2 protein-coding genes and 1 pseudogene are annotated in these 5,861 nt (G+C 71.5%); 1 reads left to right on the top strand and 2 read right to left on the bottom strand.

All coding sequences use genetic code 11. The features are described from left to right. Window positions 1–2,772, bottom strand: a 2,772-nt coding sequence (locus C1J00_RS36785; RefSeq protein ID WP_102913265.1) for a DNA polymerase III subunit alpha, incomplete at its 3' end; no start/stop codon positions are given. Between the two features lie 154 nt (window positions 2,773–2,926). On the opposite strand from C1J00_RS36785, the pseudogene C1J00_RS36780 reads away from it, so the two are divergent. Next, window positions 2,927–3,947 (top strand): annotated as a pseudogene (locus tag C1J00_RS36780) (DUF3533 domain-containing protein). Between the two features lie 285 nt (window positions 3,948–4,232). Here the strand turns inward: C1J00_RS36780 and C1J00_RS36775 are convergent. Next, a complete protein-coding gene (locus C1J00_RS36775) occupies window positions 4,233–5,315 on the bottom strand; it encodes a S1 family peptidase (protein ID WP_102913264.1) in 1,083 nt (360 codons plus the stop codon). Window positions 5,316–5,861 lie beyond the last annotated feature (546 nt).

Raw genomic sequence — 5,861 nt, 5'->3', positions numbered from 1 at the left:
GGGGAGCTGGCCGCCGCCCCCGCCCCGGGCGCCCCGATGCAGCTCGGTCAGATGCAGTTGCAGATCGCGGCGGTTGGCGCCGAACGCGTCCAGTGCTCCCACCTGTGCGAGCCGCTGGGCCAGCGGACGGCTGGGCCGGCCCCGCTCCCAGAAGTCGACCAGCGAGGCGTACGGCTGCCCCTCGGCGATCCGCGCCGCCTCGGCCTCGCTGATGCCGTGCACATCGGAGAGAGCCAGCCGCAGACCCCATTTACCGGACACCAGTTCGATACGGTGTGCGACGCCCGACGCGTTCACGTCCAGCGGCAGCACGGGCACTCCGCGCCGCCGCGCGTCCGCCAGCAGCAGCCGCTTCGGGTACATGCCGGGGTCGTGCGTGAGCAACCCCGCGTAGAAGGCGGCCGGGTGATGCGTTTTCAGCCACGCCGACTGGTACGTCGGTACGGCGAAGGCGACCGCGTGCGCCTTGCAGAAGCCGTACGACCCGAAGGCCTCGACGATCTCCCAGGTCCGCTGAATCGTTTCCGCGTCATAACCGTTCACCGCAGCGTGCTGCGCGAACCACACCTTGATCCGCTCCTGCGACTCCGGATCCGACAGCCCGCGCCGCACCCGGTCGGCCTCGCCGCGCCCGCAGCCGGTCATGATGTCGACGATGTCGATGATCTGCTCGTGGAAGACGACGACCCCGTAGGTCTCCTTCAGCGGCCCCTCCAGGTCGGGGTGCGGATACCGGATCGGCGCCCGCCCGTGCCGTGCCTCGATGAACGGCCGCACCATGTCGGCGGCGACCGGCCCGGGCCGGAACAGCGAGATGTCGACGACGAGGTCGTGGAAGCCGGCCGGCTGGAGCCGCCCGACCAGATCCCGCTGCCCGGGCGACTCGATCTGGAAGCACCCGAGGGTCTCGGTGGACTGGATCAGGCGGTACGTCTGCGGATCCCCCGGCGGCAGCCCGTCCAGGTCGACCCTCACCCCCGACACCCGTTCCACTTCCTCCACCGCGTGCGCCATGGCCGACTGCATCCGCACGCCCAGCACATCGAGCTTCAGCAGCCCGAGGTCCTCGACGTCGTCCTTGTCGAACTGCGACATCGGAAAGCCCTCGCCGCTGGTCGGCATGACCGGCGTACGCGCCAGCAGGGAGGCGTCGGACAGCAGCACCCCGCACGGGTGCATGGCCACGCCGCGCGGCAGGGCGTCCAGCCCCTCGACCAGCTCCCACAGCTTCCCGTACTTCTCCTTCTCCCCCGCCAGCGCACGCAGCTCGGGCAGCTCCTCCAACGCCGCGCGGGCGTCCCGCGCCCTGATATGGGGAAAGGACTTGGCGACCCGGTCGATCTCGGCCGGGTCCATGGACAGGGCGGCCCCCACGTCACGGATGGCGTGCCGTACGCGATAGGTCTCCGGCATCGCGACCGTCGCCACCCGCTCGGTGCCGAACCGGCCGATGATCGCGCGGTAGACCTCCAGCCGCCGCGCGGACTCCACGTCGATGTCGATGTCGGGCAGCACGACCCGCTCCTTCGACAGGAACCGCTCCATCAGCAGCCGGTGCTCGATCGGGTCGGCATGCGCGATACCGAGCAGATGGTTGACGAGCGACCCGGCCCCGGATCCCCGGGCGGCGACCCGTACACCCATCTTCCGTACGTCCTCCACCACCTGGGAGACGGTCAGGAAGTAGGAGGCGAAACCGTGGTGGGCGATGATGTCCAGCTCGTGGTGCATCCGCTCCCAGTACTCCCGCCGCCGGTCGTAGCCGCGCAGCACCATCCCCGCCGCCGCCCGCGAGGCCAGCGTCCGCTGGGCGGTCCGGCGCCCGGCGCCGACCAGATGCGGTTCGGGGAAGTGGACGGTGCCGATCCCGAGATCGTCCTCGGGATCGACCAGGCACTCGGCGGCCGTGGCCTGCGTCTGCTCCACCAGCCGGTGCGCGGTCTCCCGCCGGAACCCCGCGGCCTCCACGATCCGCTCCGCCGCAGCGAACATGTCCCCGGCGCCCTTGAGCCAGGCCTCACCGGAGTCCAGCCCCTTGGCCGGGTCGATGGGCACCAGCCGCCGGGCGGCGTCCAGGACATCGGCGACCGGCCCGAGACCCGGGTCGGCGTACCGCACCGCGTTGGTGAGCACGGGCCGGATCCGGTGCTCGGCGGCGAAGCCGACGGTCCGGGCGGCCAGCCGCAACGACCCGGGCCCCGTCCCTTCCCGGCCGTGCCAGACGGCCTCCAGCCGCAGGGCGTCGCCGTAGACGTCACGCCAGGGCGCGAGCAGTCGCGCCGCACGGTCGGGCCGCCCCGCGGCCAGGGCGCGCCCGACGTCCGATCCGGGCCCGAGCAGCACGGTCAGCCCCTCTGCGTGATTACGCTCCCAGGGCAGCAGGGGCGTCCCCTCCCCCTCATGGGCAGCCGAGACGAGCCGGCACAGCTCCCCCCATCCCCGGGCGCCGTCCCGGGCGAGAAAGGTCACTCGGGGAGCCGACTCGTCGACAAAGGAACCACCCCGCACCGGGGTCCGGCGCCGCCCCCGCCGCTCGGCTCCGGCGCCGGGCTCCGCATCCGCCACCGCCAGCTCGGCTCCGAGCAGCGGCCGGACCCCCGCCTTCGCGCAGGCTTTCGAGAACCGGACAGCACCGGCGAGCGTGTCGCGATCGGTCAGCGCCAGGGCGTCCATGCCCCGCTCGGAGGCACGCTCGGCCAGCCGCTCCGGGTGCGAGGCTCCATAGCGCGACGAGAATCCGGAGACGGTGTGCAGATGCGTGAACCCCGGCACACGCACCTCCCGCACTTGTGAGCCACACCAGCTCTCGAACATCTGTTCCCAGCTACCTCACCCCCACCATACCCCCATCCTCGAATGTATGTGCGACATCCGTTCAGCCCCGCCCCACCTGCGGAAACGCCCCAAAACCCCCGACCGTGGGGGCATGCCGCACAGCTCGTTCCGCACGGAGGTGAGAGACGCCGTCACCCCGCGGGCCACCCTGCTCATCGTCGGCGTGATCGCCCTCCAGTTGCTGTTCATCGCCTCGTACGTCGGAGCACTGCACGACCCGAAACCCAAGGACGTGCCGTTCGGCGTGGTCGCCCCGCAGGCCGCCGCGGGCCAGGCCGTCACCCGGCTGGAACGGCTGCCCGGCTCGCCCCTGGACCCGCGCGCCCTGCCCGACGAGGCCACGGCCCGGTCCCAGCTCACCCACCGCGACATCGACGCGGCCCTGATCATCGACCCCCGGGGCGGCACCGACACCCTCCTGGTCGCCTCCGGGGGCGGCAGGATCCTCTCCACCACGCTGACGACCCTGGTCACCGACCTGGAGAAGTCCGAGCGGCGCACCGTCCGAACGGTCGACGTGATCCCGTCCGCACCCCACGACCCCAACGGACTCTCGTCCTTCTACCTGGTGATCGGCTGGTGCGTGGGCGGCTACCTGGGCGCCGCGGCCCTGGCCATCAGCGCCGGGGCGAAACCCGCCAACCCCTCCCGCGCGGCGATCCGCCTGGCGGTCATGGGCCCTGGTCGCCCTCACCGGCGGTCTCGGCGGAGCCCTCATCGCCGGCCCGGCCCTGAACGCCCTGCCGGGCAGCACCGCGGCCCTCTGGGGTCTGGGCGCCCTGATCATCTTCGCCGTGGGCGCGGCCACCCTCGCGCTGCAGGGCCTCTTCGGCACGATCGGCATCGGCCTGGTCATCCTGCTGGTGGTCATCCTCGGCAACCCCAGCGCGGGCGGCGCACTGCCCCCCCTCCTCCCACCCTTCTGGAAGGCGATCGGCCCGGCCCTGCCGCCTGGCGCCGGCACCTGGTCGACCCGCTCCATCGCCTACTTCGACGACAACGCGATGACGACGTCACTCCTGGTCCTGGCGGCGTGGGCGGTGGCGGGAACCGCAGTCACCATGGCGGCAGCCGCAGCACGAAGGCGCGCGAACGCGACACAGATCCCGTAACCGCTCCCGGCCCGCACCCGCGCACGGCGAGAAGGGGCCGTGCCGGGGGGTGTCCGCCCGCAGCGGTCGGCGCGTCGACGAACAGTCGGTCGGCGTCCGCCCCCATCGCGCCGTTCGGAGGACGGGCACCCCCGGCGCGGCCCCGACCCACCATCCGGCGTCACACGAAGCCGAACGAAAGCCGCACACGACGAAACGGAGAGGCGAGACGCGACGCAAGGGCGGCGCACAGCACGCAAAAGTCCCGCCCCTCGCACAAGGGGCGGGACTTCACACACTCGGTCGTCAGCCGATCTGCGTCCCGGTCGCCGACAGCGCCTCGGTCACCGGCTGGAAGAACGTCTCCCCGCCGGAGGTGCAGTCACCGCTGCCGCCGGACGTGAGCCCGACCGCCTTGTCGCTGGAGAACAGCGACCCGCCGCTGTCACCCGGCTCCGCGCACACGTCGGTCTGGATCAGCCCGTTGACGACGTCGCCGTTGCCGTAGTTCACCGTGGCGTCCAGCCCGGTGACCTTGCCCTCGTGCACCTGCGTGGTCGACCCGCTCCGGGTGACCGCCATGCCGACGGTCGCGTCCGCGGCGCCCGAGATCTTCTGGCTGGAGCCGTCGTAGAGGTTCACCTCACTCGGGTGAGCGACCTCCGCGGTGTACTTGACCAGCCCGTAGTCGTTGTCCGGGAAGCTGGAGTCCGCGTTGGTGCCGATCTCCTTGCCGTCGGAGTCCGACCACGTGGAGATGCCCTCGGTGCAGTGACCGGCGGTCAGGAAGAACGGCTCGCCGCCCTTGACCACGTTGAAGCCCAGCGAGCAGCGCCCGCTGCCGCCGGTGATCGCGTCACCGCCGGCGATGAAGGGCTTGTACTCCCCCTTCGACCGCTTGAGTTCGGCCTTTGCGCCGAGCCCGTCCACGACCTTCGTCAGGGTCGCCCACTCGGCCTTGGAGACCGTGCGGTCGGCGGTCACGACGACCTTGTTCGTCGTCGGGTCGGTCACCCAGGCGGTGCCCGGGATCGTCGCGTCCTGCTTCAGCGTGCCGCGGGCGCTCTTGAGTTCGGCGAGGGAGTTCGCCACGACTCTCGCCTTGGCGCCGGCCTTCTCGACGGCTTGCGCGGCGGCCTCGTCGAGCACGTTCACCACGAGGCTCTTGCTCTTGGTGTCGTAGTACGTCCCGGCCGCGTCGCCGCCCAGGTCCTCGGCCAGCGTCGAGGCGAGCTTTCCGGCCGCGGCGACCGACAGGGTCCGGGGTGCGGACGCCTCAGGGGTCTCACTGGCGTTCGCGGTCTGGAACGTCACTCCCGCGGCGACCAGCGCGGCGATGCCCGCGCCTGCCACGGCTGCACGCCGCTTGGGTATGCGTCGGTGCTTCAACTTCTGTCCTCCTGTGGGGGGTCGGCCCGAGAGGTTGTGGGGACCTCACGAGCCGGAAGGCTTCGTTGACGAGCGCCCACTATTCCGAGGACAACGGGGAGCACACAAGGGTGAGTTCGAGACGCGCGTAGACAGCGCTTCGCACGCCCCCTCATTTTGACCGTCCACGATCAAATCGGACCCAACTCCCGCGCGTTCACACTGCAAACATTACGCGTGAGTAATGTGTGCCCACTCTGCGAGGTCTGCCCATGGCCGGATTTCGCTCCCACGACGCCCGGTTGCGGCAGGCGGCCCGCACCAGTGCGAGCCCCCCGCGCAGAGCGAAGCCACCGCCCCAGCGCGAGCCGACGCGCAGAGCGGAGCCCCCGCCCCCAGCGCGAGCCCCGGCGCACAGCGTGAAGCCCCCGCACGCGGTGGGCGAATTCCAGGGGTCGTAGCAACACAGTGATCAACTGGCTGTCGCCAGGAGCTTAGCGAGACGCTCGGCTGGGGTTTCCCAGCCGAGCGTTTTGCGCGGGCGGCTGTTCAGCTCGGCAGCCACGG

This window comes from Streptomyces cahuitamycinicus (assembly GCF_002891435.1).
In the GTDB taxonomy this organism is placed as follows: domain Bacteria; phylum Actinomycetota; class Actinomycetes; order Streptomycetales; family Streptomycetaceae; genus Streptomyces; species Streptomyces cahuitamycinicus.
This window is presented reverse-complemented; position numbering and strand designations above follow the sequence as displayed.